This window comes from Mesorhizobium sp. PL10, assembly GCF_053714315.1.
Genome location: NZ_JBSKBR010000002.1, coordinates 145,648 through 170,853, shown reverse-complemented (window position 1 = coordinate 170,853; position 25,206 = coordinate 145,648). Strand labels below are relative to the sequence as shown.

Here is a 25,206-nt window from a genome sequence, read left to right as displayed (position 1 = left end):
CCATGCACTCCATTCCAATTCCCGTCGTCAGTTCTTCAATCATCTTGGCTCAGGCCGCGCTGTGCAGCGGACCGCCGGCGACTTCTGCCAGCAGGCGGTCGAGATCGACATCGGCATTGCGGTGTTCGCCGACGATGGTCTGCTCCGACATCACCAGGATGCGGTCGGCCGTCTCCAGCGCTTCGTCGAGCTCGGTGACGAAGAGCAGCGTGGCGCGGCGATTGGCGCTGGCCCTCAGCTTGGCGGCGATGTCGCGCCTGGCCGAGATGTCGACGCCCTGGAACGGTTCGTCGAGGATGAACAGCGCTGCCCCTTGCGCCATCCAGCGCGCGACCATCACCTTCTGCTGGTTGCCGCCTGACAGCGTGGTCATTTCGTCCTTCTCGGAGCGGCAGACGATGCCGAGATCTTCGATCTGGCGGCGGGCGGTGGCGCGTTCGAGGCCGCGCTTGAGCACGGCAAAACGCGACATCCGCTTGTGGAAGGGAAGGCTGATGTTTTCCTGGATATTGAAACCGCCGACGATGCCGTTTTCGCCACGGTCCTTGGCAACCAGGAACACGCCCGCGGCAATAGCTTCGCCCGTCGATGCAGGCGCATAGGGCTTGCCTTTCAAAGCCATCGTGCCGGCAAGTGGCTTGCGCACGCCGAACAGCGTTTCGGCCAGCGCGGTCTTACCGACGCCGACGAGACCGGTGACGGCAACCACCTCGCCGTCGCCAAGCGTCAGCGAGATCGGCCGGGCGCCCGGCGCGATGCGCAGGCCTGTGATGGTCAGGATCGGCTTGGCGGCGCTTTTGGCTTCGATGCGGTCGAGATGGATTTTGCGGCCGAGCATGGCGTTGACCGCGCGCTCATAGTCGAGCGGCTTCTGCTCGAACACGCCCGAGATGACGCCATCGCGCATCGAGACGATGCGGTCGGCAAGCCGCCTGATGTCGGACATGCGGTGCGAGATGTAGAGGATGGCAACGCCTTGCTCGCGCAACCGGTCGAGCAGCGAAAACAGCCTGTCGGCCTCGGCGCTTGACAGCGACGAGGTAGGCTCGTCGAGGATCAGCACTTTCGGCTGGTGCGCCATGGCGCGCGCGATCGCCACCATCTGGCGGTCGGCCAGCGACAGGTCGCTGATGCGTGCCTTGAGATCGATGGCGAGGCCCATGCGGTCGGCGACCGCCCTTGCCTCGCGGCGCACGCGGCCAGGATTGAACAGCAGCGGCGCGCCTTTGCCGCTCAGCCGGTCAAGCGTCAGATTGGTGGCGACATCGAGGTCGGCGACGACGCCGTCATTGATGTTCTGGTGCACGGTGACGACGCCGGCGCGGATCGCCTCGGCTGGTGTGTTGGGCGCGAAATCACGACCAGCAAGGTGCATCGTGCCGCCGGCATGGTCGTAGACGCCGCTGATGATTTTCACGAGGGTGGATTTGCCGGCGCCGTTGGCGCCCATCAGCACGGTGACCTCACCGGCATGCAATTCGAGCGAGACGCCGCCAAGCACCTCGATATGGCCAAAGGACTTCCTCAGGCCGTCCACGCGGAACACGGCATCATTGCCCATTCGTTCCTCCCTGACGATGACGCTATGGGCTATGTCATCAATTGTCAACACGATTGACAATTGCCAGATCGCTTCCTAGCTTGGCCCCGCCGCCATCGCTCCCCTATGATCGGAGCGAGCATGCGGGAGGATCAGGAATGACTGGGAAATTGCCGTTCGAAGCACTGTCGGTCGAGACGCTTGCAAAGCGCCTCGGCGCCAACGAGGTGCTGTGCGCCAAAATCGGCAAGGACACGAGAGCCTGGAAGGTGCGCGAGGTCGGCGACGGCAATCTGAATCTGGTGTTCATTGTTGAGGGTGCCTCGGGCGGGGCAATCGTCAAACAGGCCCTGCCCTATGTCCGCCTGGTCGGCGACAGCTGGCCGCTACCGCTGAAGCGCTCCTTCTTCGAATATCACGCGCTGACAAGGCAAGAGGCACGCGCACCGGGCTCGGTGCCGGCGATCTACCATTTCGATGAGGATCAGGCGCTGATCATCATGGAGTATCTGGCGCCGCCGCACATCATCCTGCGCCGCGCCCTGATCGACGGCCGCCAGCTGCCCAACATTGCGCGCGACATCGGCCTGTTCATGGCCCGCACTTTGTTTCGCGGCTCCGATCTCTCAATGCCGACCAAGGACCGCAAGGCCGATCTGGCGCTGTTTGCCGACAATGTCGAGCTCTGCGGCATCACCGAGGACCTGGTGTTTTCCGACCCCTATTTCGACGCCAAGCTGAACCGGCATACCTCGCCGCAGCTTGACGGCCTGGTCGCCGAACTGCGCGCCGACCGCGACCTCAAGGTCGAAGCGCAGCGGCTGAAGCATCTGTTCGCCGCCAATGCCGAGACGCTGCTGCATGGCGATCTGCATTCCGGCTCGATAATGGTCACCGACACCGAGACAAGGATGATCGATCCGGAATTCGCCTTCTACGGTCCGATGGCCTTCGACGTCGGCATGCTGCTCGCCAATTTCTGGATGTCCTTCTTTTCGCAGCGCGGCCATGAGCAGCAGGGCAAGCGCGACTCCATGCGCGCCTATCTGCTCGGGGTGACGAACGAGACATGGTCGGTGTTCCGCGCCGAGTTCTCCCATCTGTGGCGGACCGAGCGCACCGGCATGCTCTACCAGAAGAGCCTGTTCGAGGATCAGGGCGACCTGCTTGCCTCGGAGCAGGCGCTCGACCATGTGCTGCACCAGATCTGGACCGACCTCCTGGGCTTTGCCGGCATCGAGGTCCATCGGCGCATCCTCGGCCTCGCCCACAATGCCGATTTCGAGACCATCGAGGACGAGGATCTGCGCGCCTCTTGCGAGGCCAAGGCGTTGAAATTCGGCCGCCACATCGCCGTCAACCGGCGCCAGATCCACAGCATCGACGAGGTCAACAATCTGGCCACGCTGATCGAACGGGAGAGCAGGATTTGAACGTCGGCGAGCGCCATTACCGCACCATCTGGCTGAGCGACGACAAGCGCGCGGTCGAGATCATCGACCAGCGCTGGCTTCCGCATGAGTTCCGCGTCGAAAGGATAGGCACGGTCGACGGCATCGCCACCGCCATCCGCGACATGTGGGTGCGCGGCGCGCCGCTGATCGGCGTCACCGCCGCCTATGGCGTCGCCATCCAGATGGCGGACGACCCGTCGGACGCAGCGCTCGACGCGGTGTGGGAGACGCTGCACAAGACGCGGCCGACGGCGATCAATCTGCGCTGGGCACTGGACGAGATGCGCCGCTTCCTCAAGCCGCTCGCACCGGCGCAACGCGCCGAGGCCGCCTACAAGCGCGCCGCGGAGATCGCCGACGAGGATGTCGGGCTGAACCGCGCCATCGGCGAGAACGGCCTGAAAGTCATCAAGGAGATCGCTGCGCGCAAGAAGCCGGGCGAGCCGGTGAACATCCTCACCCATTGCAATGCCGGCTGGCTGGCGACCGTCGACTACGGCACCGCGACCTCGCCGATCTATCTGGCTGTCGAGGCCGGCATCCCGGTCCACGTCTATGTCGACGAGACGCGGCCGCGCAACCAGGGTGCCCAACTGACCGCGTGGGAGATGGCCGGCCACGGCGTGCCGCACACGCTGATCGTCGACAACGCCGGCGGCCATCTGATGCAGCATGGCGAAATCGACATGGTGATCGTCGGCACCGACCGCACCACAGCCAATGGCGATGTCTGCAACAAGATCGGCACCTATCTCAAGGCGCTCGCCGCCGCCGACAATAATGTTCCCTTCTATGTCGCCCTGCCCTCGCCGACCATCGACTGGACGGTGGGTGATGGGCTGGCCGAGATTCCGATCGAGGAACGGTCGGGTGACGAGGTCTCGCTTGTCTGGGGCAAGATGGCGGACGGCAAGATTGCGCAGGTGCGCGTGTCGCCGGATGCGACGCCTGCAGCGAACCCGGCGTTTGACGTGACGCCGGCGCGGCTAGTGACGGGGCTGATCACAGAGCGCGGCGTGGCCAAGGCGTCGCGTGAAGGGCTGAAGGCGATGTTCCCGGAGCGCGGATAATTGGCTGATCTCCCCCCTCGTGGGGGAGATTGGCCAGTCGCCAATTGACAGCACCTTCCCGCCCCTCCATATCTCCCTCCGTTAATGTTCTCAGGGCGGGGTGAAAGTCCCCACCGGCGGTAAGGGTTTCGTCCCAAGCCCGCGAGCGCCTCCTGGCAACAGGAGGGTCAGCAGATCCGGTGTGATTCCGGAGCCGACGGTCACAGTCCGGATGGAAGAGAACGAAACGGAAGACGGACCGCTCGCGCGGGCCGGATTTCGTATCGTGCGTCCTGATTCTGGTTCGAAACGGAAGGATGGACCCATGAATCAGCATTCCCCAAAAGACTATGAAACTGACCGCATCGCCGTCATTCGCGCGCGCTGGCATGCCGATATCGTCGACCAGTGCGTGCAGGCCTTCGAGGCGGAACTCAGCACGCTCGGCGGCGGGCGCTTCGCCATCGATGTGTTCGACGTACCGGGCGCCTACGAAATCCCGCTGCACGCCAAGACACTGGCTGCGACCGGCCGCTACGCCGCGATCCTCGGCACCGCCTTCGTCGTCAATGGCGGCATCTATCGCCATGACTTCGTGGCCGGCGCCGTGCTCGACGGCATGATGAATGTGCAGCTGTCGACCGGCGTGCCGGTGCTGTCGGCGGTGCTGACGCCGCACAATTATCATGACAGCGCCGAGCATCACCGCTTCTTCTTCGAGCACTTCACCGTCAAGGGCAAGGAAGCGGCCAATGCCTGCGTGCAGATCCTGGCGGCGCGGGAGCTGATCGCGGCGTGATCCAATGAAAAATGGCCGGATTTCAGCCCTGCAACAAGAATTGCGGCCTCGATGGCCGCTGACGGTTGCGGTTCCGGCGAAATCCGGCCAGAAGCATCGGGCCGGCAACCGGCCGGCCCGCGACGTTGCGCTTGAAACCAGATACGGGAGACCATTGGGTGGCTCGCATAACACTGAGACAATTGCTCGACCACGCCGCCGAATACGGCTACGGCGTACCCGCTTTCAACATGAACAATATGGAACAGGGCCTCGCCATCATGGAGGCGGCCGAGGAGACCAAGTCGCCGGTCATCCTGCAGGCAAGCCGCGGCGCCCGCGCCTACGCCAATGATGTGGTGCTGGCCAAGCTGATCGACGCGCTAGTCGAAATCCACCCCGACATCCCGGTCTGCATGCATCTCGACCACGGCAACAACGAAGCCACCTGCGTCACCGCGATCCAGTACGGCTTCACCTCGGTGATGATGGACGGCTCGCTGAAGGAAGACGGCAAGACGCCGGCCGACTATGCCTATAATTCCGGCATCACCCGGCGCGTCGTCGACATGGCGCATTGGGGCGGTGTCTCGGTGGAAGGCGAGATCGGCGTGCTCGGCTCGCTGGAGAGCGGCGGCGGCGAGCAGGAAGACGGCCATGGCGTCGAAGGCGCGATCAGCCATGACCAGCTTTTGACCGATCCGGTGCAGGCGGTCGAGTTCGTCAAAGACACCCATGTCGATGCGCTTGCCGTGGCCATGGGCACCAGCCACGGCGCCTATAAATTCTCGCGCAAGCCGGACGGTGCCGTGCTGGCGATGAACGTCATCGAGGAGATCCACCGCCGCCTGCCCAACATGCATCTGGTGATGCACGGCTCGTCCTCGGTGCCGGAAGACCTGCAGGAGATCATCAACAAATATGGCGGCCAGATGAAGCCGACCTGGGGCGTGCCGGTGGAAGAAATCCAGCGCGGCATCAAGCACGGCGTGCGCAAGATCAACATCGACACGGACAACCGCATGGCGCTGACCGGCGCCATCCGCAAGGTGCTGACCGAGAACCCGAGCGAGTTCGATCCGCGCAAATATCTGACCCCGGCCATGGCCGCGATGAGGAAGCTGTGCAAGGAGCGCTTCGAGCAGTTCGGCACCGCCGGCAACGCGCAGAAGATCAAGCCGCTGCCGGTCGCCGAGATGGCCAAGCGGTATAAGTCGGGGAGTCTTGATCCGAAGTTCGGGTGAGGTGACGCGTCCTTCCCTTCCCCCTTGTGGGGGGAAGGTGGCCTCGCGAAGCGAGGTCGGATGAGGGGTGTTCCAGCGGAGTGAGACGTTGGTGTTCCCTGGAACACCCCTCATCCGTCTCGGCGCTATCGCGCCGATCCACCTTCTCCCACGAGGGGAGAAGGCAAGAGTGGTGGCGCTCGCAAAAACTCGATCACCATCGCCGCCGTCCAGGTGAAGCGGCCGCCGCCGAGGGGGGCGCCGGTGAGCGGATCGTAATACTCGGCAAAGCCGCTCTCGCCGATCAGGTCGAGACTGGACTGCGTGATGCGCCGGGCGACGTCGCCATGGCCGGCAGCAGTGAGGCCGTCGGCGATCATGTAGTTGACCACCAGCCAGACCGGGCCGCGCCAGTAGCGCTTGGCGTCGAGGCGCGGATCGTCGGGATCATGTGACGGCACGACGTAGCGCGCTCTGCCGGCAAGACGCTCGACGCGTGCCGCGAGCGCCGCCGCGCGAGGTTCTGGAATTGCCGCAAAGGCGGCCAAAATGCCGCCAACCGAGGCGCTGTCGATCAGTTTTCCGGTGACGCGGTCAAGACAGAGATATTGGCCGTGCGCCTCGCTCCACAGCCGCTCCATTGCGGCCAGACCCTTTTTGGCGCGCGCGCGGTTGGCTTCCGCTATCTTCGGTTCGCCGAGCGCCTCGGCGAGATCGGCAAGATCGGCGCAGGCACGGATCAGGATGGCGTTGAAGCCAGGGTCGACGACCTGGAACGGCGAGGCGTCATGCAGCCTGACATTGTCCCAGCCGAGTGCGCGAAAATGCTGTAGCAGCCAAAGATAGCGGTCGTACTGATCTTTCGTCGGGCGATGCTCCGGATCGGCGTGCAGCGTGTCACGGCGTGTATAGGGCTCGACGCCTTCGGTCGGCACGCGCTCGAAGGCATCGTCCCAGTCGATCGAATTGTCGCGGCCGGACTCCCAAGGGTGGATGATGGCGACCAGTCCTTCGCCCTTGGGGTCGCGGTTCTCGTAGAACCAGCGGTGCCAGGCATCGATCTTCGGCAGCAGTGCTCGCGCCCCCTGCGCCGCCAGTTCCTTGTCCCTGGCGCGGTCGAACAGGCGGCGTACGGCAAAGCCGGCGACGGCAGGCTGGGTAATGCCGGAGGTCGCGGTCGGACGATTGGTTTGCCAGACATCGGGCCCGGGAAAATAGCCGTCGTTCCAGACATGGAAGACGATGTGCGGCACCATGCCGTCCGGCCATTGATGCGCGAACAGCGTGTCGATCTCGGTCCAGGCGCGCGCCTCATCGTAGTGAGCGAGACCAAGCGCGGTCAGGCAGGAATCCCAGTTCCACTGGAAGGGATAGAGGCCCTTGGTCGGGATGGTGTAGGCGCCCTGGTCGTTTTCCCTGAGCACCTCGACGGCGCGGGCGATGGTTTCGTCGACGGCTAGAGAAGTCATGCCAGCAAGTGAAGTCATGAAAGGCATTCGTCTTTCTGGTTCAAAGGGCGTTGGTGGTTTCGGGATCGAACCAGCGGATGCGGTCGGGTTTGGGCGCCAGGCGCAGCTGCTCGCCGACCTTGACGCTGGCATTCGATTCCAGGATGGCGCGGAACAGGCCGCCCTCGACATCGCAAGTGACCAGCGTGTGCGGCCCAAGAGGCTCGATGACGCGCACGGTGGCGTGCAGGCCCTCGCTGCCGGCATCGACGTCTTCGGGGCGGATGGCGAATTCGATTTTCTGCCTGTCCGATTTCGGACCGGGCAGCGTCAGCCCGGCGACGCTCCAGCTGCCGTTTGCGGCCTTGGTCGCCGGAATAAAATTCATCGGCGGGTTGCCTATGAAGGAGCCGACGAAGCGGGCGGCCGGGTTGCGGTAAACCTCGACCGGTGACGCTGCCTGCACGATGCGGCCCTGATGCATGACGGCGATGCGGTCGGCGAGGCTCATCGCCTCGACCTGGTCGTGGGTGACATAGATGGTGGTGGTCTTCGACGCCGCCAGCACACCCTTGAGCTCGGCGCGCATTTCGAGCCTGAGCAGCGCGTCGAGGTTCGACAGCGGCTCATCCATCACGATGACGTCGGGCTCCATGGCGAGCGCGCGGGCGACCGCGACTCGCTGGCGCTGGCCGCCGGACAGTTGGCCTGAGTAGCGCTTCAACAGTTGCTCGATATGCATGAGCTCGGCGGTGCGGTTGACGCGGCGCTCGACATCGGCCTGAGGCAGCTTCTTCATGCGCAGGCCGAAGGCGATGTTTTCGAACACGGTCAGATGCGGGAAGACGGCGTAATTCTGGAACACCATGGCGATGCCGCGCTCCCGAGGCGGCAGATGGTCGACGCGGCGGCCGCCGATCCATACCTCGCCCTGGCTCGGTGTCTCCAGCCCGGCGACGATGCGCAGCAGCGTGGTCTTGCCGCAGCCGGAGGCGCCGAGCAGCACCATGAATTCCTGGTCGGCGATGCTGAGATCGACCTGATGCAAAGCGGTGAAGCCACCGAAGCGCTTGGCGACGCCCTTGATCGCGATTTCAGCCATGAGCCTTCTCCGTGTCGCGTGTCATCGGTTGGCGATCCCCCACATGGCGAACAGATATTTGCGGACGGCGAAGATGAAGATCAGCGCCGGCACGACCAGAGCCGCGCCACCGGCGAATTTGAGATAGAGCGGCGACTCGCCGAGGCTCTGCAAAAGGAATGCAGTCAGCGTGCGGTTCTCGATGGTGAGCACGGCGGCGGCGAACACCTCGTTCCAGGAGATGGTGAAGGCGAATACGGCCGACGCGGCGATGCCGGGCAATGCCAGCGGCAGGATCACCTTGCGAAACGCCTGCAGCCTGGTGCAGCCAAGCGTCCAGGCGGCCTCCTCCAGTTCGACCGGAATGCCGGAAAACAGCGAGAAGGTGATCAGCACGGCGAAAGGCAGCGCCAGCGTGGTGTGGACCAGCGCCAGGCCGATCGCGGTGTCGTCGAGGCCGGTGCGGATGAACATCACCGCCAGCGGCAATGCCAACAGCGGCAGCGGGAAAGCCCGCGTCATCAGCACCAGGAAACGGAACGTGCCCTTGCCCGGAAAATCGAAACGCGACAGCGCGTAGCCGGCCGGCGCGCCGAAGCCGATCGACAGGATCATCGTCAGCGTGGCGACGAGAACCGAGTTCCACAACGCTTTGGCGACACCGGCGAAATTGACGAAGAAAGACAGACTGCCGAGATCGAAGGCGGGGAAAAAACGCTTGGGGAAAGCGGTCACCTGATCCGGCGACGACAGCGCGTTGACGATCAGGAGATAGATCGGCAGCAGTACCCAGACGCTGAGCAGAATGGCCGTGGCGACAAGCAGCCAGTCGCCGGCCTTGCGGGCATCGGTGTTCGCGGCTGTTGGGGTTTGCGTGACCGCACTCATATGCGCGCCTCTTTGGGCACACGCAGCACCCTGAGGAAGAACAGCGTGAAGCCGATCGAGATGGCGAGGATGAGCAGCGCCGAGGCGGCGGCGACATTGCGATCCTGCAAGGTGAATTGCCAGTTGTAGGTCTCGCCCATCAGCACCGGCAGGTTGGTGCCGCCAAGGGCTGCGACAACGGCGAAGACCTCGAAGGCGAGGATGACGCGCAGGATGATCGCCGTCTGCAGGCTGGGGCGCAGCAGTGGCAGCGTGATGCGCACGAAGCGCTTCCACGGCCCGGCGCCGAACACTTCGGCCGCCTCGTAATATTCCTTGGGGATCAGCCCCATGCCGGCGACGAGGATGACCATCATGATGGCGGTGGCGCGCCAGATCTCGGCCAGAGCCACGGCAATGAAGATGGTGAGCTTGCTCTGGTAGCCGAGGAACATGATGGGACGGTCGACGACGCCGAGATGCGAGAGCAGCGTGTTGAGGAAGCCGGACTGGTCGAAGATGGCGAGCCAGATCAGGCCGGCGGCGAGATCGGAAATGCCGAGCGGAATGGCGAAGATATAGAGCGCTGCACTGCGCCCGGTCTCCAGCCGCGACACCACCGACGCCATCAGCAGCGCCATGACGAGCTGGATCGGCACGACGATGGCTGCCAGCAGCAGCGTGTTGCGTACAGTGACCGGGAACTTCCAGCTGCCGGCCATGGTGCGAAAATTGTCTAGGGTGAAGGTGCCGTCGCGGGTCACCGCCTCGAAGGCGACCAGCACGAACGGGTAGAGGAAGAAGACGCACAGGAACAGGGTCGCCGGCATCAGCAGCAGATAGGGCAGAGCCTTCCCATGCATGGTGTTGTCCTTACGATGCTGCGGTCAGGGCGCCCGGAGTGCAACAAACTCCGGACGCCCCCTTGGGAGGATTCTATTCGACCGGGCAGGCGCCCGTGGATGGCTTGTCCGGCGCCCAGCAGGGCGCCTTGGCCTGGTCGATGATCGCCTTGAGTGCCGCCGCCTGCTCTTCGAGCACGCCATGCACGTCCTCGCCGCCGAGCACGATGCGCTCGAAGGAGTCGGTGTAGACCTGATTGAACTTGCCGCCGAGATCGCCAAGCCCCATCGGCAGCAGCGCCGGCAGCGCGTCGGGCGCGCCGGTCATAGTGGCGATCGCCGGGCCGAAAGCCTTGACCGAGGCCGGCATGTCATCGGGCAGCTTGACGTCGACGACCGGAAAGAAATTGGTCGCTTTCAGCGTCGCGATCTGCGTCTCCGGCTTCAGCATATAGGCTACCAGAGCCTTGGCCTTGTCGACGTCCGGCGAGGTTTTTGGAATGGCGACACCGGCCACCACCGGCATGAAGCCGCGGCCGGCCGGACCCGCAGGCGCCGGGAAGGCGACGAACTCGTCCGGCTTCTGGTTGAAGGCATCGGCGAGCCGCGCGACATGGTCGAACGCCACCCAGACTTCACCCGACAGCAGCGGCTCCTGCATGAAGGCATAGTTGGTCGAATTCGGGTTGGTGTACTGCCATAGCTCCTTGAACTTGTTCCAGGCGGTCTCGGCCTCCGGCGAGCGGAACTTGGTCACCATCGAACCGGTGTAGGACGGGTAGAGAAACCCTTCGAAGAAGCGGTGCTTCAGCCCCTTCGGACCAGCGGGAAAACCGAATTTCGGCGAACCGGTTTTCTCGGCGATGTTCTTCGACCATTCGATCAGCTGGTCATAGGTGATGGTGTTGAGGTCGGTGCCGGCGGGCAGATATTGCAGCGCCTGCTTGTTGGCGGCCATCAGATAGGTCGCCTGCATCCACGGCATGTATTTCTGCTCGCCGGTGCCGAGCATGCCGAGCTTCCTGTAGGCCTCGTTGACCTTGACGCCGCCGACATCGACAGCTGAGAGATCGACAAGGTTGGCGCCGACGGTGGAGAAGTCGCCATGCAAGCCGCCAAGCAGGCCGATGGTGCCGGTGCCGGCCTGCAGTTCGGCCTGCAGGCGGGTGAGCCAGGGACCGTCCTCGGCGACCTGGTAGTCGACGGCGCCATCAAAGCCTTTCAGCACCTCGTCGCGCATCTTCTGGGTTTCTTCGACCGGACGCGCCTGCGTCGACCAGAACAGTACCTGCTGCGCCTGCGCGCCGCCCGCGGCGAGCGACAGCGCCAGTGCGGCGCCCGCCAATGTCCTCAACATTTTCATCATTGTCTTCCTCCCTGGATATGCGCCGTCGTTGCGGCGTCAGCTTCTTGTCTTTGTTTCGTGCATGTCGTCGTCCCAAAATCGAGGTCACTTTTGGGCGACATGCACTGGTGCAGGTCCGTGGCTCGCCCGCGGCACCAGCGTCGGCCGGATCAGCCGCGTCAGCGGTGCGGCAGGCTTTTCGGCGATAACGGTGAGCAGCATGTCGGCGATCTCGCGTGCGCACTGGCGGATCGAGGCGTCGAAAGTGGTGAGGCCTGGCGGCGCATAGGCCGAGGCGACGACATTGTCGAAGCCGATGACCGAGAGATCGCGCGGCACGCTGAGGCCGGCGCGCGCCGCCTCCTCCATCACTGTCAGCGCCAGTTCGTCGAACAAGGCGATGATAGCGGTCGGCCGCTCGGGCTGCTGCAGCATGCGATTGACCGCCTGGATGCGGGCGCCGCGGTCGAAGCGCGGCGCCGTCGCCACGTCGAGGCGCACGGATGGATCGCCGCGGCGGCCGATGGCGGCAGCGAGGCCGTCCTGCCGCAGATGCCGGAAGGTCATCGGCTCGGAAATCGTCACCAGGCCGAAATGGCGGTGACCGAGATCGTAGAGCATGTCAAAGGCCTCACCGAAGGCATGCGCGCCATCGGTGTCGAGCCAGTTGTAGGCAAAGTCGCCATCGAGCAGCCGGCCATGGGCGACGAAGGGAAAGCCGCGCTGGCGCAGATAGGCAAGCCGCTCGTCGACCTCGGCGATGCGGGTGACGACGACGCCGTCGGCGCGTCCGGACTCGACGACATGGCGCAGCACCGACAGTTCGGAATGGCCAAGGGCGGCGGTGGCAAGGATGAGGTCGGCGCCATGCGACACCAGCCCTTCGCCAAGCCCGGTGACGAACTCGCCGAGGAAGGAATCGACCAGGTTCGGGCCTCTGACCGGCAGCACCAGACCGACAAAGCCGCTGCGGCCGGAGACAAGCGTTCGCGCCGCGGTGTTGGGGACGTAGCCGGCCTGGCGCGCGGCGTGCGCGACACGCTCGCGTGTCTTCAGCGCGATCTGCTCATGCCCCGCAAGCGCCCGCGACACCGTCGTGATCGACAGGTCGAGGCTCGCCGCAAGCTCCTTCAGCGTGGTGACGCGCGTTGACAATCGTTCCTCCCGGACGAGCAGTTGAAACGTTTGTAATGCCCTCTGAGAAAATTGCAAACGTTTTAAATCGCCGTTGAGGGTGCTGCCTCGTGAATCGGCAGACCCTTGGATAAAGAAAGGCCGGGCGCGAAAGCGGCCCGGCCAAAATAGAAGGTCAAGAACCTTCAGAGGGGAACACCGTCCAGCGGAATGGGAGGAAACCGCCGAACGATGTTTGTTATATGGGCGTCTCAATAGCGGTTTGCGACGAACGGCGTTCTAAAAAGAACCCTGAATCCAGAAATTCCGTTCCTCCCTTCGACAGACTTAAGCCGACGCGCCGGTCTCCAACAGATCGGCATAGTGCCGGCGCGCCACGTCGGGATGGGAGCGCAGGCGGCTTTTCAGCACATTGGTGCCGACATTGCGAAACAGCGGATTGTCGGGATCGCTGGCTGGCCCGCGCGCCTCGGCCGCCAGCTCCTCGGGCAGGTCGAGCAGCGGGATCGTGGCATCGAGACGGGCGCTGAAAAAGAACGGAACCGAAATCCGCTCGACACCGGCCGGCGGGGTCAGCACGCGGTGGACTGTTGCCCTGAGATAGCCGTTCGAGGCCAGTTCGAGCAGTTCGCCGATGTTGACCACCAGCGTGTCTGGCAACGGATCGACATTGACCCAGCTGCCGTCATATTCGACCTGCAGCCCCTTGTTTTCGTCCTGCAGCAACAAGGTCAGGAAGCCGCCATCCTTGTGCGCGCCGACGCCCTGGTCGTCGCCGGTCGCGTCACGGCCGGGGTAACGCACGATCTTCATGCGATGGTTGGGCTCGCCCCGGTAGATCGGATCGAAGGCGTCCTCGGCCTGGTCCAACGACAAGGCGAAAGCCCTGAGCAGCCGGATCGCCACGGCGGTTGCCTTGGTCTGCCAGGCCAGCAGCGCCGGCTTCAGCTCGGGCAGTGCTGCCGGCCACTGGTTCGGCCCTTGCAGCCGCGTCCAGGCGGGCACGCCGGGGCCTTGCGCGATGGCGGGGCGTTCGACGCCGATGTCGAGCTGTTCGCGCCAGTCGGCCTTGCCCTTGGTCAGTTCGCCGCCGGCGCGCGTATAGCCACGGAACTGCGAGGACTTGACCATTTCGATGGCCAGCTTGTCGGCTTCCGGCAGGGCAAAGAACCGGCGCGAGGCGTCGAGCACGTCCGTCGTATCGGCGGCCGATATGCCGTGGCCGGTCAAATAGAAGAAGCCGACGTCGCGCGCGGCCGTGCGCAGGTCGAACAGAAACGTTCGTCGCTCGGAAGCGCCCTGTTCGAGACGGCTGAGATCGAGCACGGGTACGATCCTGGGCATGGTCAAGCTCCTTGTTTGCCGGCCCCGCTGTCACGGTGGCACGCAGACTGGTCCAATCAAAGCAATGCGCAATCCAATCTCGAGGCGAATGAAGAACGCCGGCGCTGATTTTTGCAGCCTGCAGGCAAATAACGTTCCAACGTGCTCATCCGCGGCGGTCCAGCCTGGCAACCAGACGGTCGCCGACCCACTGGATGCCGCAGACGAGGATGATCAGCACGATGACCACGGCGACCATGACGCTGGTCTCGAAGCGCTGGTAGCCGTAGCGGATGGCGAGGTCGCCAAGTCCGCCGGCATATGGTGGTGTTTCGAGAACCGGAGCGGAGTGGACATAAGTCCATGAGCACCGCATGACCCCGAAAATCGAAATCGATTTTCGGAAAGGATCATGCGCAAAATCAAAGTGCTACAGCGTCCTTTGCGCGTCCAAAAGGACTCGCGGCGCTGTAGTAGCGCAGAAAACGCCATCAGATGGCCGCCGGAGTAGAATTTCCAAACGGTCTCTCAGAACGTCTCGACAAAGGGCCGTAGCTCGACCTCGAAGCTCCAGGCGCTGCGATGCTGGCGGTGGGTTGCCAGATAGGTCTGCGCGATCGCATCGGGCGACAGCTGGCTATCGGGCCGTTCCGGCTTCTTCCCGACCGGCTCGATCTGGCCGTCGATGATGAAATGCGCGACATGGATGTTCTTCGGGCCAAGTTCGCGCGCCATCGACTGCGCCAGGCCGCGCAGGCCGAATTTCGGCATGGCAAAGCCGGCGGAGCCGGGAAAACCCTTGATGCTGGCGGACGCGCCGGTGAACAGGATCGAGCCGGAGCCGCGCGCAAGCAGCCGCCGCGTCGCCTGCTGGCCGACCAGGAAGCCGCCATAGGCGCCGACCAGCAGCGCCTGCTTGACGGCATCGGGATCGACCTCGGCGATCGGGCCGCGCGTGCGGCCGCTGGCGTTGAAGACGGCAAGCGCCAGAGGGCCGACCTTATCAGCCGCCTCGAAGAGGCCGGCGACCGAAGCGGGATCGGCGACGTCGGTTTCGACGGCCAGCGCACCGGTCTCCTCGACCAGCGCCGCCAGCTTGGCCGTGTTGCGGGCGGCCAGCACGACGCGATAGCCCTCTTTGGTAAGAAGACGCGCCAACGAGGCGCTCAGGCCTGCGCCCGCGCCGGCGATCACTGCAACTTCGGATGCCATCTCATTCTCCCTGACGATTCTGCGTATAGACGTTCGGCCCGATGCCGGTGTCGCTTGTCACATAGCTGGCGTCTTGAGCGGCAAGAGACAAGAACAGGGTTGCTCGATTTTCGCCGTTCGGTGAAAAACGCTGCCGGCAAGTTCGAAGCATCGGCGTCGGCCAAGGTCTTGCCTGGCGGGCCAATCCGTCCGACACGTGATTCCCGTTGGAATCGCAAACGGTGTCGCAAGGGAATCGACCATGGAACCAATCTGGGCCGTCGGCCTGATGACCGGCACCGTGCTTGACGGCAATATCGACGTCGCGCTGATCAAGACCGATGGCGAGCGCATAGCCGATTTCGGCACCTATACGCTGGCCCCCTACCCCGCAGCGATCCGCGCCTTGCTGGAGGAGACGCTGCGCCAGGCCCGGGTGTGGAATTTCGACGGGCCGGAGCCGGCGATCTTTGCCGAAGCCGAGGCGGCGCTGACGCGAGCGCAGTCGGCTGCGGTGAAAGATCTCGTCGAAAGCTACGGCCTGACCATGGCCGATATCGGCGTCATCGGCTTCCACGGCCAGACCGTGCTGCATCGCGCCCCGCAGCCAGGACGGCGCGGCGATACGCGCCAGCTGGGCGACGGCGAGCTGATGCATTCGATACTCGGCGCCAAGGTCGCCTACGACTTCCGCTCGGCCGATGTGCGCGCCGGCGGCCAGGGTGCGCCGCTGGCTGCCGCCTATCACGCCGCGCTGTTGAAGGAGGCCGATGCCAGTGGCGATACCGCCGTGCTCAATCTCGGCGGTGTCGGCAACATCACCTGGTGGGACGGCAAGGATAACATCGTCGCCTTCGATACCGGCCCGGCCAACGCGCCGCTCAATGATTTCATCAAGGCGAAGGGTCTCGGTGAGATGGACCGTGACGGCGCACTGGGTGCGGCCGGGACGGTCGATGAGGCGAGATTGGCCAGATTGCTTGAGCACCCTTATCTGATCAAGCCCTACCCGAAATCGCTCGACCGTTTCGACTTCACCGCTGATATGGCTGACGGGCTTGGCGTCGAGGATGGCGCGGCGACGCTGACGGCCTTCACCGTCTCGGCCGTCGGCAAGGCGCTCGACCTGTTGCCGCGCCGGCCGAAGCGGCTGGCGGTCAGCGGCGGCGGCCGGCACAATCCGACGATGATGGCGATGCTTGGCCACCGCGCCGGCGTCGAGGTGGTGCAAGCCGAAACGCTGGGCTGGAAGGGCGATGCGGTCGAAGCCGAATGCTTTGCCTTCCTCGCGGTGCGCGTTTTGCGCGGCCTGCCGATTTCGTTCCCGAGCACCACAGGTGCGCCGCGGCCGCTGCAAGGCGGGCGGTTGGCGGGCTGATCAGGACGGCAGCTTCTTCTGCAGGAAGATGCGGCTGCGGCCGACGGGAAAATCCGGCAGTTCGCCGAAACGCCGGTAACCCTGATGCTCATAGACTTTTGCCGCAACAGGATTGAACGTATCTATCCAGGCGTTCCGGCACCCGCGCGCCACTGCCTCGCGCTCAGCGGCGTCCAGCATGTCGTTGGCTATATGCCGGCCGCGCAGGCGTTCATCGACCCACAGCCACTGCACATAGAGCCAGCCCCAGGCGGTGTAGCCCGAAATGCCGGCGACGACGGCGCCCCCCTCGTCGCGCACGAAGACGGCGAGCTGCTTGCGGCCGGACGCGCCGACATCGCTGTCATTGAACGCCGCCAGCCGTTCGGCCAGGAAGGCGAGGTCCTCGGCCAAGGGCTCGGCGGTGGTCTCAAGCGTCGTTTTCATCCCGATACGGCTCGCATGGTGAGCCGAATCTCTAGCGAAGGACGTGACAGGGACGCAAGCCTTGCCGCAGACGCTTACGATTGGATGGCCTATGGCGAACGCCAGCTCCCCGCTGCTGCAGCGATCAGCATCAGCAAGGCGGCGACGATGGCGCAGGCGGCAAAGCCGAATGTCGAATAAAGCGGCCCGAAGCTGGTGGTGCCGATAAAGACGGCGAGATAGGTGACCGAGCTGTTCAGGCCCATGATGGTGCCGCGACGCGACGGATCGAGCGCAGTGAGGCGCATCACCAGCACGTTCAGGCCGAAATGATTTGCAAGGCCCCATATGGCGATCATGGCCAGGATCAGCGCGAAATTGCTGCTTGTGAGCGCGATCGCGACATAGACGACAGCGACCAGCAGATAGGCGAAAGGCATGACGCGCCGCGCGCCGATGCGGTCGATGATGCCATCTAGAAAGGCCGCGGTGCCGAAGCCGGCGCCATAGGCGAGTGCAGCCAGCGCGTTGGCGCTGACGGGCTGACCGAGATCCTGGTGCAGATGATCGCCGAGATAGCCGTAGACGCCGTAAAAAGCGGTCATGAAGGCGGTGCAGGCGATGAGCAGCGGCACGATGCCGGGAATGGCCAGCGCACCGAACGGCGTCGGCGCCGGGCCACTCTTCCTGACGTCACTGAGTGCGGTCATCGACAAGGCGGCGAGCGCAATGGCCGAAAGCACCGCCACCGCAGCGAAGACGGCGCGCCAGTGCACGAGGTCGGCAAGCACGGCCGACAGCGAGACGCCGGCCACCATGGACACCGTCCAGCCGGTCAGCACGACGCCGATCGTGCCGCTTTCGCGGCCGGGCGGCGCGATCGCCGCCGCACTGGCATAGATGGCCGGCATGGCGACGCCGGCGGCGATGCCGGCGATCGCCTGGGCCGCGACCAGCATGATCACCGTCGGCGCCAAAGCACTGGCGAGAAGTGCCGCCGCCAGCAACAGCAGCGCGCCCTGCAGCATGCGGCGGGCGCCGATGCCGTCGATGTAGCGGGCAAGAAACAGCGCGCTCGCCGAGGTGCCGAGACCGAAGGCAGCCGACGCGGCCATCACCGCCGGCACGCTGGTGCCGAAGGAAGCGGCGACCGCCGGGGCGATCGGACCCAGGACCAGCGAGTTCGAGCCGATGACGGCAATGCAGCCGGTCAGGAGATAGGCCAGCGCCGGGATCGGCTGGTGAAGGGATGCTGCTTGATGCGTGTTCGTCATCGAGGCATAATGACCGAACTAAATTCCGCAACAACAAGGAATTCCAGTATGGATGAAGAAACAGATGGCATTCCGCTGAACAAGCCTGCGCCCCGGGAGCTGGATGCCACCGACCGAAAAATATTAGGCGTTCTGGTCGACGACGCCACGATCAGCTACGCCGAGCTCGGCGAGCGGGTCTGCCTGTCGCCGCCGGCAGCGCATGAACGGGTGAAGCGGCTACGGCGCAGCGGCGCTATTCGCGGCACGGCTGTCATCATCGACCCCAACGCAGTCAAGAAACCGCTGCTCGCCTTCGTGCATGTCGACACCACGGGCTGGGGCAAGACGCCGGAGCTGATGGCAGTTTCCCAATACCCGGAAGTCGAGGAGATCCATTCGGTCGCCGGCGACACCTGCATGTTGCTCAAGGTTCGCACCGAGGATACACGGGCGCTCGAAGGGCTGCTGGCACGGCTCTACGAGACGCCCGGCGTCACCTCGACGCGGAGCTATGTCGTGCTGTCGACCTATCTCGAACGGCCGGTGCAACCCAACATCACCACGCAATGGCCAACGCCCCGGCATATGGCCAGACCGCTGTACTGAGCGACGCTTTTGAACTCTTGCCGGGGCCGCAACAATCCTTCACAAACGGCATCCTATACTGATGCCAGGCATGATTGGGGTACGAGAGGCGCGGCTTGGAATTCGACCTGAAAACCATCGAGGCGCTGGCCCCCGATCAGGCGTCGCTGAGCGCCGCCTCGAAGCTGACCAAGCGCTCGAACTGGCCGCGGCTGGAAAAGAACGAGCAGCAGGCGCTGATCTGGGGGGAATGCCAGGGCTCCGGCTCCAACCCCTATCGGACCGTGGTCGACACTGGCGACCACGGCTACAAATGCACCTGCCCGTCGCGAAAATTTCCGTGCAAGCACACGCTGGCGCTGATGTGGATTGCCGCCACCGCGCCGGCCAGCTTCACATCAGCCGAATCGACGCCGGATTGGGTGAATGACTGGCTTGGCCGGCGTCGGAAGACGACAGCCCAGCCGGCCGCTGCAAAGCCGGGCGCCGGGGCCGGCGCGTCCGGCAAGAGCATCGGCGAGGCCTCGCAGCCCGACGAAGACACTGTAATCGAGGACGCTGCCGCAGCAGAGCGCCGCGAGGCGGCGCAGCGCAAGCGGGCGGAAGACACGCGGACAGCGGTGGCGGGAGGGCTGGACGAACTCGACCAGTGGATCGCCGATCAGTTGCGGCTCGGCCTCTCCGCCTTTGCCGATGCCAGCAGCGAGCGCTGCCGCCGGATCGCCGCGCGGCTGGTCGACATGAAGGCAACAGCGCTTGCCGGACGCATCGACGAAATCCCGGCGCGGTTGTTGGCATTACGCAGCGAGGAACGACCGGATGCAGCGATCCGCGAACTCGGCAAACTGGTGCTGCTGGCCAAGGCCTGGCGCTCGGCGCCCGACGATCCCGAACTGAAGCGACTGGTGTCGGCATCCGAGACCCGCGACCAGCTGCTGGCCAATCCCGATGCAAAACAGGTCGACAGCCAGTGGGAAGTCATCGGCGAGAAGATCGAGACCCGCCGCGACGGCCTTGTCAGCCATTCGACCTGGTTGCTCGATCTCAAAAGCCCGACACCGCAATTTGCCCTGCTGCTCGATTTCTTTCCCGCCTCGGCCGGCCGCCGCTCGGCGGCGTTCACGCCCGGCGACCGGTTCGATGCAAGGCTGGTGTTCTATCCCGCGCGCCAGCCGCTGCGCGCGCTGGTGGCGGAGCGCAAGGGCGATGTCGCGTCCGGCGCCTGGCCCGATTTCGGGCCGGGCGCAATCAAGGATCCACTCGCGGTCCATGCGTCGCAACAGGACGCTGCGCCATGGTCCACGGATAGCCCGCTGATGCTGCCGGCAGGCGCGATCCTGCTCGATGAGCGCGGCGCGGCCTGGTGGCAAGCGGCGCACGACCCGCAAGGGATCGCCCTGCCTGTCGCCGGAACCGTCGATCAGACTGTGCTAGGGCTCGATCTTGCGGCCACGGCAGCACTATGGAACGGCGCGCGGCTCGATCTGCTCGCCGCGCAAAGCGGCTTCGGGAGGCTCGATCTGTCATGAACGAGCTCGAACAGACCGGCCTGGCGACGATGCGCGACTGCTGGATCACCGGCGGAACGACATTCGATCTGGCGCCAGCCGCGTGGAAGGAAATCGCCGGCGGCGCAAGCCCGGACGAGCGGGAGCGGCGGCTGTTGGCGATCGCCGCGCAGGCGCTCGATGTCGGCCTGCGGCCGGCTGCGCCGAAGGCGCTCAAGCGCCGTCCGCCGCTGCCGAGGCTTGGCTTGCCGCTGCTGCCGGAGCGGTTGCGGCCGCTGTTGCGGGCTGCCCTGAAGAATGCCGCCGATGCGCGGCGCAAGTCGCGCGTCGCGACACTTGTCGCCAGCCGAGGCTACGTGCTCCACCCGATGGACTGGATGCCTTCGGCATCAGACCAGAACAGCGCCGACATCTATGCGCCCTGGATCGATTGGCAGGCTAGCTTGGAGGGGCTGAAGATTGCGCCGCAGGAGCAGCTGGCGGTGCGGAACTGGGATGACTTCTACCCCGCCGCGCGTCGCAGCGCTCTGGCTGAGATGCGGCGCCGCGATTCGGCTGCGGCCCGGGACCTGATCGAAGCCAAGGCGCCGGGCGAACCGGCGGAAGTTCGGCTTGCGCTGATCGAACTCATGCATTTCGGCCTTTCGTCCGCGGACGCGCCGTTCCTGAAAAGCCTGGCCAGCGACCGCTCCGGCAAGGTGCAGGAGCTGGCGGGGCGGCTGCTGGCAAGGCTGGGCGAGCACGGCCGCGCCGGCGATGGCGGAACCGACGATCCTGTTGCCGAACTCGCCGCCTTCATCGCAGAAGGCAAATCCGGTTTCATCCGCCGCCGCACAACCTATACGCCGGCAAAGCTGAAGTCGCCGGCGCAGGAAAATCGTCGCATCGAATTGTTTGCCAGCTGTTACCTGGTCGACCTTGCCGCGCGCTTCGGCAAGACGGAGTCCGATTTCATCGACGCATGGCAATTCGGTGTCGACGACAAAGCGGATTTGTCTCTCGTCCGGATGGTCGCGGTGTCCGGCAGCGATGCCACGGTGGCGCAGATGGCAGATGCGCTGGCCGCCGAGGGCGGCAAGCCGGCGCTTTTCGTCTTCCACCTCATGTTGCGTTTGGACAGCGGCAGGAAGCGTACCCTGATCAGGCAGATCTTGAACGACGCGCAAAACCTTGAAGCGCTCAACCTGGTCGAAGGCGCCGAAGCAGGCTGGGTGGAGTGGGGCGACCTGACGAACGGCAAGGCGCTGTCGGTCCTGCGTGCCAAGGTCGCGGGGAATGACGAACCCGCGAAGCGAAGCGCGGATCACGTCCTGGAAACGATAGGCTTCCTTGCCACAGCGGCGACGGCGGAACGATTGATCGGCGACACTGTCGCGGCCGGCATGCCGCCGGCGGCGGCTTCGCTCGCTTTGCTGCGCCTCAACGCGGCCCTCACCAACACATGACAATCCGGAGTACAGCACAATGAACGCAGTCATCCGCCTCCCCGTCGAGCAGGCTTATGCGTCCGAACTGCAAGCGCTGGCGCGCAATGATGATCGGCAAAAACCTGCAGGCTGGAGCCTATCGCCAAAGGCCGTGCTGACCTATCTCTTGGGTGGCAAGGCAAGCGACGGCACCGTGATATCGCCGAAATATGTCGGCCGCCGCCGGCTGATGGAAACGGCAGTGGCAACACTCGCCACCGATCGCGCACTGCTTTTACTCGGCGTTCCCGGCACCGCGAAATCCTGGGTGTCGGAACATCTCGCCGCCGCCATCATGGGCAATTCGACGCTGATCGTGCAGTGCACGGCCGGCACCGACGAAAACCAGATCCGCTATGGGTGGAACTATGCGCAGCTTCTGGCCAAGGGACCGAGCCAGGAAGCGCTGGTGCCGACGCCGCTCTACCGCGCCATGGAGAGCGGCAAGCTCTGCCGACTTGAGGAACTGACGCGCATGGGCTCCGATGTGCAGGACACGCTGATCACCGTGCTGTCGGAAAAGATGATGCCGATCCCGGAGCTCAACACGTCGATCTATGCCCAGCGCGGCTTCAACATCATCGCCACCGCCAACAACCGTGACAAGGGCGTCAACGAACTCTCCTCGGCGCTGAAGCGTCGCTTCAACGTGGTGGTGCTGCCGCTGCCCGAGGACATGGCCGAAGAGGTGGCGATCGTCGCCAAGCGGGTCGACGAGATGGCTGGCGGGCTTGACCTGCCGGTGCCGAAGAATGTCGGCGAGGAGATCGCCCGCGTGCTGACCATTTTCCGCGAGCTGCGCTCCGGCGCAACCGCCGACGGCAAGGTGACGCTGAAGACGCCTTCGGGCTCGCTGTCGACCGCCGAGGCGATCGCCACCATGGTCGGCGGCCTCAGCCAGGCGGCCTGGTTCGACAATGGCAAGCTTGGCGCCGAAGGCCTCGCCGCCAGCCTTGTCGGCGCCATCGTCAAGGACCCGGTGCAGGACAAGGTGGTGCTGGAGGAATATCTCGAAACGGTGCTCAAGAAGCGGCCGGACTATGCCGGTTACTACGCGGCGCTGAACGCTGCGATCTGAGGTCATGAGCGACGTCGCCTATTTCGGCATCCGCCATCACGGGCCTGGCTCCGCCGACAGCCTGGTGCAGGCGCTGCGGGATCTGCAGCCGGTCGCGGTGCTGATCGAAGGGCCGAGCGACGCTTCGGCGCTGCTGCCGTTGCTGGCGCGTCCGGAGATGCAGCCGCCGGTGGCGCTGCTTTGCTACCCCGATGACGATCCGGCCGCGACAAGCTTCTGGCCGTTCGCCGAATTCTCGCCGGAATACCAGGCGGCGGTGTGGGCGGTGGAGAACAAGGCGGCGCTCAGGTTCATCGACCTGCCATCGTCGGCGCGGTTCGCGACGGCGACGGATAGCGCCGACAGGACCGATGAGGCCGACAATACCGAGCAAAAGGATGAAACCGGTGAGGATGGCGAGACGGCATCGCACCGCGATCCGATCGGCACGCTGGCTGCGGCCGCCGGCTATGAGGACGGTGAAAGCTGGTGGGCCGACATCATCGAGCAGAACCCACAGCCGGGGCCTATCTTCGCGGCCATCGCCGATGCGATGACGACACTGCGCGATGGCGAAGGCACGATCGGGCCGTTCGAGGCCAAACGTGAAGCGCATATGCGCCTTGAAATCGCTGCCGCTCGCAAGGAGTTCGACGGACCGATCGCCGTCGTCTGCGGCGCATGGCACGTGCCGGCTTTGCAGGCTGCGCACACGCAGAAGAACGACCAGGCGCTGACCAAGGGAATTGCCCGGCGCAAAAGCATCATGACATGGGCGCCGTGGACGGGACCGCGCCTGGCGCTGGGCTACGGCTATGGCGCCGGCGTCGTCGCGCCCGGCTGGTGCAAGCATCTGTGGCGCACGCGCGGTCGGCGCGATGCCGCGACGCTGTGGCTGGCGATGATCGCGGCGGTGCTGCGGGCGAAGGGTCATCTGGTCTCGACCGCGTCGCTGATCGAGGCCGAGCGGCTGGCCCGCACGCTCGCCGCCATTCGCGAGCGGCCGAAGCCCGGTTTCGAGGAATTGCGCGACGCGGCAATCGCGGCGCTGTTCAACGGCGAAGCGGTGCTGTGGGCGCTGGTCGAGGCCGAGCTGCTGCTGGGTGCCGATGTCGGCGAGATTCCGCCCGACACGCCGCTGGCGCCGCTGATCGAGGATTTGCAACGCAACCAGAAGGCGGCGCGGCTGAAGCCGGAGGCGCTGGAGCGCGAACTGTCCGTCGATTTGCGCAGCGAAAGCGGGCTGTTTCGCTCGACCTTGCTGCACCGGCTGAATGTGCTCGGTGTGCAGTGGGGTAGGCTGGCCGATGTCGGCCGCAGCCGCGGCACGTTTCGCGAAAAATGGACGCTCGCCTGGGAGCCGGAATATGCCGTGCGCCTGGTCGAAAACCTGATCTATGGCCCGACCATCGAAAAGGCTGCCAATGGCCGCCTGATCCAGATGCTCGGCGCAGCCGCCAGCCTCGACACGCTCGCGGCACTTGTCCAGAGTGCCATCACGGCGGATTTGTCGGAAGCCGCGAGAGCCGGGCTTGCGGCGCTCGAGGCGCGCGCGGCGCACAGCAGCGAATGCCTGGAGATGCTGGCCTCGGTGCCGCCGCTTGCCGACATCATCCGCTATGGCGAAGCGCGCAAGACCGAAACCAACCGGCTGTCCGGTTTGTTGGAACGGCTGATCGTCGAAGGCGCGATCGCGCTGCCCTATGCGGTGCGCGACCTGGACGAGCAGGCCGCCACGACGCTGGTTGGCGCGGTGCGCAAGGCCGACGCGGCGATCCGCCTGGTCGAGCCTGGCGAAGGTGTGCTCGACGCCTGGCGCAACGGGCTGACCGGCGTGCTGGAAGGGCAGCGCTCGACGGCGCTGCTCGCAGGGTGCGCCGCGCATCTGCTCTACGAAGCCGGCCTGCTGTCGGCCGAGGACGCCGCCGGACTGCTTGGGCGCCGGCTGTCGCCGGGGACTCCGGTGACACAGGCGGCGGGTTTCTTCGAAGGTTTCTTCAGCACCGCCGGCCAGCGGCTGATCTATGATGAGGGCCTGCGCGGCGCTGTCGATGCGTGGCTGAAATCCCTCGACGAGGATGCCTTCATCGCGCATCTGCCGCTGCTGCGCCGCGTCTTCTCCAATCTGGACAGCATGGAGCGCCGGCGGCTGATCGAAGCCGTGCTCGGCCGCACCGCCAGGCTGCCGGCCGGGCTGATGCCGGCGCCGGATGGTGGCGAGGCCTGGCGCCGGCACATGGAGAAGCTTGGGCCCTTGCTGGCGGGCGGAGTATGAC

21 protein-coding genes, 1 pseudogene and 1 riboswitch are annotated in these 25,206 nt (G+C 65.0%); of the genes and pseudogenes, 10 read left to right on the top strand and 12 right to left on the bottom strand.

Features of this window, described 5'->3' with window-relative positions; translation table 11 throughout:
* Window positions 1-49: 49 nt before the first annotated feature.
* Window positions 50-1,561 carry a sugar ABC transporter ATP-binding protein gene (locus tag ACWGTO_RS04395; protein WP_454573643.1) on the bottom strand — a complete coding sequence of 504 codons (1,512 nt, stop codon included), beginning with the start codon at window positions 1,559-1,561 and terminating at the stop codon, window positions 50-52.
* 137 nt (window positions 1,562-1,698) lie between these two features.
* On the opposite strand from ACWGTO_RS04395, the gene mtnK reads away from it, so the two are divergent.
* From mtnK to fba, 4 genes are all read left to right on the top strand, one after another.
* Window positions 1,699-2,973 carry an S-methyl-5-thioribose kinase gene (gene mtnK / locus ACWGTO_RS04390; RefSeq protein ID WP_454573642.1) on the top strand — a complete coding sequence of 425 codons (1,275 nt, stop codon included), beginning with the start codon at window positions 1,699-1,701 and terminating at the stop codon, window positions 2,971-2,973.
* On the top strand, window positions 2,970-4,064 hold the full coding sequence (gene mtnA / locus ACWGTO_RS04385) for an S-methyl-5-thioribose-1-phosphate isomerase (protein WP_454573641.1): 1,095 nt from the start codon (window positions 2,970-2,972) through the stop codon (window positions 4,062-4,064). The genes mtnK and mtnA overlap by 4 nt, the downstream gene beginning before the upstream one ends.
* Before the next feature lie 82 nt (window positions 4,065-4,146).
* Window positions 4,147-4,291: riboswitch (FMN riboswitch) on the top strand.
* A 77-nt stretch (window positions 4,292-4,368) separates the two neighbouring features.
* Window positions 4,369-4,842 carry a 6,7-dimethyl-8-ribityllumazine synthase gene (locus ACWGTO_RS04380; protein ID WP_454573640.1) on the top strand — a complete coding sequence of 158 codons (474 nt, stop codon included), beginning with the start codon at window positions 4,369-4,371 and terminating at the stop codon, window positions 4,840-4,842.
* A 158-nt stretch (window positions 4,843-5,000) separates the two neighbouring features.
* Window positions 5,001-6,065 carry a class II fructose-bisphosphate aldolase gene (gene fba / locus ACWGTO_RS04375; protein ID WP_023729260.1) on the top strand — a complete coding sequence of 355 codons (1,065 nt, stop codon included), beginning with the start codon at window positions 5,001-5,003 and terminating at the stop codon, window positions 6,063-6,065.
* Window positions 6,066-6,190: 125 nt separating this feature from the next.
* On the opposite strand, the gene ACWGTO_RS04370 is transcribed toward fba, so the two are convergent.
* The 9 genes and pseudogenes from ACWGTO_RS04370 to ACWGTO_RS04330 all read right to left on the bottom strand — a co-directional run bounded on the left by ACWGTO_RS04370 (window position 6,191) and on the right by ACWGTO_RS04330 (window position 15,296).
* On the bottom strand, window positions 6,191-7,531 hold the full coding sequence (locus ACWGTO_RS04370; RefSeq protein ID WP_454573639.1) for an amylo-alpha-1,6-glucosidase: 1,341 nt from the start codon (window positions 7,529-7,531) through the stop codon (window positions 6,191-6,193).
* Between the two features lie 22 nt (window positions 7,532-7,553).
* Window positions 7,554-8,594: an ABC transporter ATP-binding protein gene (locus tag ACWGTO_RS04365; RefSeq protein ID WP_454573638.1), complete on the bottom strand. Its 1,041-nt coding sequence runs from the start codon at window positions 8,592-8,594 to the stop codon at window positions 7,554-7,556.
* Window positions 8,595-8,615: 21 nt separating this feature from the next.
* Entirely contained in the window at window positions 8,616-9,461 is an 846-nt protein-coding gene (locus ACWGTO_RS04360; protein ID WP_454573637.1) for a carbohydrate ABC transporter permease, read from the bottom strand.
* Window positions 9,458-10,303, bottom strand: coding sequence for a carbohydrate ABC transporter permease (locus tag ACWGTO_RS04355; protein WP_454573636.1), 846 nt, complete (start codon window positions 10,301-10,303; stop codon window positions 9,458-9,460). Before ACWGTO_RS04355 ends, ACWGTO_RS04360 begins: the two co-directional genes overlap by 4 nt.
* Before the next feature lie 73 nt (window positions 10,304-10,376).
* A complete protein-coding gene (locus tag ACWGTO_RS04350; RefSeq protein WP_454573635.1) occupies window positions 10,377-11,648 on the bottom strand; it encodes an ABC transporter substrate-binding protein in 1,272 nt (423 codons plus the stop codon).
* Window positions 11,649-11,732: 84 nt separating this feature from the next.
* On the bottom strand, window positions 11,733-12,782 hold the full coding sequence (locus ACWGTO_RS04345; RefSeq protein WP_454573634.1) for a substrate-binding domain-containing protein: 1,050 nt from the start codon (window positions 12,780-12,782) through the stop codon (window positions 11,733-11,735).
* Window positions 12,783-13,088: 306 nt separating this feature from the next.
* A complete protein-coding gene (locus tag ACWGTO_RS04340; RefSeq protein WP_454573633.1) occupies window positions 13,089-14,105 on the bottom strand; it encodes an isopenicillin N synthase family dioxygenase in 1,017 nt (338 codons plus the stop codon).
* Between the two features lie 145 nt (window positions 14,106-14,250).
* Window positions 14,251-14,403, bottom strand: a pseudogene (locus ACWGTO_RS04335) (ABC transporter permease); the annotation flags it as partial.
* 209 nt (window positions 14,404-14,612) lie between these two features.
* Entirely contained in the window at window positions 14,613-15,296 is a 684-nt protein-coding gene (locus ACWGTO_RS04330) for an SDR family NAD(P)-dependent oxidoreductase (protein ID WP_454573632.1), read from the bottom strand.
* A gap of 241 nt (window positions 15,297-15,537) precedes the next feature.
* On the opposite strand from ACWGTO_RS04330, the gene ACWGTO_RS04325 reads away from it, so the two are divergent.
* On the top strand, window positions 15,538-16,653 hold the full coding sequence (locus tag ACWGTO_RS04325) for an anhydro-N-acetylmuramic acid kinase (RefSeq protein ID WP_454573631.1): 1,116 nt from the start codon (window positions 15,538-15,540) through the stop codon (window positions 16,651-16,653).
* On the opposite strand, the gene ACWGTO_RS04320 is transcribed toward ACWGTO_RS04325, so the two are convergent.
* Together ACWGTO_RS04320 and ACWGTO_RS04315 are read right to left on the bottom strand one after the other, a co-directional pair.
* The gene (locus ACWGTO_RS04320) at window positions 16,654-17,079 is read right to left on the bottom strand and encodes a GNAT family N-acetyltransferase (protein ID WP_454573630.1); all 426 of its coding nucleotides are present in this window, start codon (window positions 17,077-17,079) and stop codon (window positions 16,654-16,656) included. It lies immediately after the preceding gene.
* A gap of 89 nt (window positions 17,080-17,168) precedes the next feature.
* Complete coding sequence (locus tag ACWGTO_RS04315; protein WP_454573629.1) at window positions 17,169-18,332, bottom strand: MFS transporter; 1,164 nt, start codon at window positions 18,330-18,332, stop codon at window positions 17,169-17,171.
* A 48-nt stretch (window positions 18,333-18,380) separates the two neighbouring features.
* On the opposite strand from ACWGTO_RS04315, the gene ACWGTO_RS04310 reads away from it, so the two are divergent.
* The 5 genes from ACWGTO_RS04310 to ACWGTO_RS04290 all read left to right on the top strand — a co-directional run bounded on the left by ACWGTO_RS04310 (window position 18,381) and on the right by ACWGTO_RS04290 (window position 25,205).
* The gene (locus ACWGTO_RS04310; protein WP_454573628.1) at window positions 18,381-18,920 is read left to right on the top strand and encodes an Lrp/AsnC family transcriptional regulator; all 540 of its coding nucleotides are present in this window, start codon (window positions 18,381-18,383) and stop codon (window positions 18,918-18,920) included.
* Between the two features lie 95 nt (window positions 18,921-19,015).
* Complete coding sequence (locus tag ACWGTO_RS04305; protein ID WP_454573627.1) at window positions 19,016-20,428, top strand: SWIM zinc finger family protein; 1,413 nt, start codon at window positions 19,016-19,018, stop codon at window positions 20,426-20,428.
* Window positions 20,425-21,852 carry a DUF5691 domain-containing protein gene (locus ACWGTO_RS04300; protein ID WP_454573626.1) on the top strand — a complete coding sequence of 476 codons (1,428 nt, stop codon included), beginning with the start codon at window positions 20,425-20,427 and terminating at the stop codon, window positions 21,850-21,852. The genes ACWGTO_RS04305 and ACWGTO_RS04300 overlap by 4 nt, the downstream gene beginning before the upstream one ends.
* A 19-nt stretch (window positions 21,853-21,871) precedes the next feature.
* Window positions 21,872-22,951: an ATP-binding protein gene (locus ACWGTO_RS04295; protein ID WP_454573625.1), complete on the top strand. Its 1,080-nt coding sequence runs from the start codon at window positions 21,872-21,874 to the stop codon at window positions 22,949-22,951.
* A 4-nt stretch (window positions 22,952-22,955) separates the two neighbouring features.
* Window positions 22,956-25,205, top strand: coding sequence for a DUF5682 family protein (locus ACWGTO_RS04290; RefSeq protein WP_454573624.1), 2,250 nt, complete (start codon window positions 22,956-22,958; stop codon window positions 25,203-25,205).
* The last annotated feature ends 1 nt before the right edge of the window (window position 25,206 follow it).

Excerpts from the sequence above, each read along its gene's own strand:
- mtnK (WP_454573642.1), top strand. The coding sequence starts at position 1,699 with ATGACTGGGAAATTGCCGTTCGAAGCACTGTCGGTCGAGACGCTTGCA.
- ACWGTO_RS04315 (WP_454573629.1), bottom strand. The coding sequence starts at position 18,332 with ATGACGAACACGCATCAAGCAGCATCCCTTCACCAGCCGATCCCGGCG.
- ACWGTO_RS04295 (WP_454573625.1), top strand. The coding sequence starts at position 21,872 with ATGAACGCAGTCATCCGCCTCCCCGTCGAGCAGGCTTATGCGTCCGAA.
- ACWGTO_RS04310 (WP_454573628.1), top strand. The coding sequence starts at position 18,381 with ATGGATGAAGAAACAGATGGCATTCCGCTGAACAAGCCTGCGCCCCGG.
- ACWGTO_RS04355 (WP_454573636.1), bottom strand. The coding sequence starts at position 10,303 with ATGCATGGGAAGGCTCTGCCCTATCTGCTGCTGATGCCGGCGACCCTG.
- ACWGTO_RS04340 (WP_454573633.1), bottom strand. The coding sequence starts at position 14,105 with ATGCCCAGGATCGTACCCGTGCTCGATCTCAGCCGTCTCGAACAGGGC.
- ACWGTO_RS04300 (WP_454573626.1), top strand. The coding sequence starts at position 20,425 with ATGAACGAGCTCGAACAGACCGGCCTGGCGACGATGCGCGACTGCTGG.
- ACWGTO_RS04350 (WP_454573635.1), bottom strand. The coding sequence starts at position 11,648 with ATGATGAAAATGTTGAGGACATTGGCGGGCGCCGCACTGGCGCTGTCG.
- ACWGTO_RS04365 (WP_454573638.1), bottom strand. The coding sequence starts at position 8,594 with ATGGCTGAAATCGCGATCAAGGGCGTCGCCAAGCGCTTCGGTGGCTTC.
- ACWGTO_RS04370 (WP_454573639.1), bottom strand. The coding sequence starts at position 7,531 with ATGACTTCACTTGCTGGCATGACTTCTCTAGCCGTCGACGAAACCATC.
- ACWGTO_RS04380 (WP_454573640.1), top strand. The coding sequence starts at position 4,369 with ATGAATCAGCATTCCCCAAAAGACTATGAAACTGACCGCATCGCCGTC.
- ACWGTO_RS04320 (WP_454573630.1), bottom strand. The coding sequence starts at position 17,079 with ATGAAAACGACGCTTGAGACCACCGCCGAGCCCTTGGCCGAGGACCTC.
- ACWGTO_RS04395 (WP_454573643.1), bottom strand. The coding sequence starts at position 1,561 with ATGGGCAATGATGCCGTGTTCCGCGTGGACGGCCTGAGGAAGTCCTTT.
- ACWGTO_RS04360 (WP_454573637.1), bottom strand. The coding sequence starts at position 9,461 with ATGAGTGCGGTCACGCAAACCCCAACAGCCGCGAACACCGATGCCCGC.
- ACWGTO_RS04330 (WP_454573632.1), bottom strand. The coding sequence starts at position 15,296 with ATGGCATCCGAAGTTGCAGTGATCGCCGGCGCGGGCGCAGGCCTGAGC.
- ACWGTO_RS04325 (WP_454573631.1), top strand. The coding sequence starts at position 15,538 with ATGGAACCAATCTGGGCCGTCGGCCTGATGACCGGCACCGTGCTTGAC.
- ACWGTO_RS04290 (WP_454573624.1), top strand. The coding sequence starts at position 22,956 with ATGAGCGACGTCGCCTATTTCGGCATCCGCCATCACGGGCCTGGCTCC.